Source organism: Ligilactobacillus aviarius subsp. aviarius DSM 20655, assembly GCF_001436315.1.
Lineage (GTDB): Bacteria > Bacillota > Bacilli > Lactobacillales > Lactobacillaceae > Ligilactobacillus > Ligilactobacillus aviarius.
This window is the reverse complement of sequence record NZ_AYZA01000007.1, coordinates 1-1641: the sequence shown is the minus strand read 5'-3', so window position 1 is coordinate 1641 and position 1641 is coordinate 1. Positions and strand designations below refer to the sequence as shown.

Sequence of the window (1641 nt, the reverse complement as noted above, 5' to 3'; positions counted from 1 at the left end):
CAATTCATGAAAATGAATGCAAAAACATTTGCGAAGTCAATTCGCTAGTAATTACGAGTCACAAACTTATAAATTGAGAGTTTGATCCTGGCTCAGGACGAACGCTGGCGGCGTGCCTAATACATGCAAGTCGAACGAGAATTTCTTACACCGAGTGCTTGCACTCACCGTAAGAAATTCGAGTGGCGGACGGGTGAGTAACACGTGGGTAACCTGCCCAAAAGAAGGGGATAACATTTGGAAACAAATGCTAATACCGTATAACCATGATGACCGCATGGTCATTATGTAAAAGGTGGTTTTGCTATCGCTTTTGGATGGACCCGCGGCGTATTAACTAGTTGGTAGGGTAACGGCCTACCAAGGTGATGATACGTAGCCGAGTTGAGAGACTGATCGGCCACAATGGGACTGAGACACGGCCCATACTCCTACGGGAGGCAGCAGTAGGGAATCTTCCACAATGGGCGCAAGCCTGATGGAGCAACGCCGCGTGAATGAAGAAGGTCTTCGGATCGTAAAATTCTGTTGTTAGAGAAGAATATGAGTAATAGTAACTGATTATTCACTGACGGTATCTAACCAGCAAGTCACGGCTAACTACGTGCCAGCAGCCGCGGTAATACGTAGGTGGCAAGCGTTGTCCGGATTTATTGGGCGTAAAGGGAACGCAGGCGGTTTTTTAAGTCTGATGTGAAAGCCTTCGGCTTAACCGGAGATGTGCATTGGAAACTGGAAGACTTGAGTGCAGAAGAGGAGAGTGGAACTCCATGTGTAGCGGTGAAATGCGTAGATATATGGAAGAACACCAGTGGCGAAAGCGGCTCTCTGGTCTGTAACTGACGCTGAGGTTCGAAAGCATGGGTAGCGAACAGGATTAGATACCCTGGTAGTCCATGCCGTAAACGATGAATGCTAGGTGTTGGAGGGTTTCCGCCCTTCAGTGCCGCAGCTAACGCAATAAGCATTCCGCCTGGGGAGTACGACCGCAAGGTTGAAACTCAAAGGAATTGACGGGGGCCCGCACAAGCGGTGGAGCATGTGGTTTAATTCGAAGCAACGCGAAGAACCTTACCAGGTCTTGACATCTTTTGACCACCTAAGAGATTAGGTTTTCCCTTCGGGGACAAAATGACAGGTGGTGCATGGCTGTCGTCAGCTCGTGTCGTGAGATGTTGGGTTAAGTCCCGCAACGAGCGCAACCCTTGTTGTCAGTTGCCATCATTCAGTTGGGCACTCTGGCGAGACTGCCGGTGACAAACCGGAGGAAGGTGGGGATGACGTCAAGTCATCATGCCCCTTATGACCTGGGCTACACACGTGCTACAATGGACGATACAACGAGTCGCGAAACCGCGAGGTTAAGCTAATCTCTTAAAGTCGTTCTCAGTTCGGATTGCAGGCTGCAACTCGCCTGCATGAAGTCGGAATCGCTAGTAATCGCGGATCAGCATGCCGCGGTGAATACGTTCCCGGGCCTTGTACACACCGCCCGTCACACCATGAGAGTTTGTAACACCCAAAGCCGGTGGAGTAACCATTTGGAGCTAGCCGTCTAAGGTGGGACAGATGATTGGGGTGAAGTCGTAACAAGGTAGCCGTAGGAGAACCTGCGGCTGGATCACCTCCTTTCTAAGGAAT

The 1641-nt window shown here is 50.2% G+C and carries 1 rRNA gene; it reads left to right on the top strand.

The window, feature by feature from the left end:
- The first annotated feature begins 69 nt into the window (after window positions 1-69).
- Window positions 70-1632: ribosomal RNA gene (locus tag FC33_RS00890) — 16S ribosomal RNA — on the top strand.
- Window positions 1633-1641: the final 9 nt, after the last annotated feature.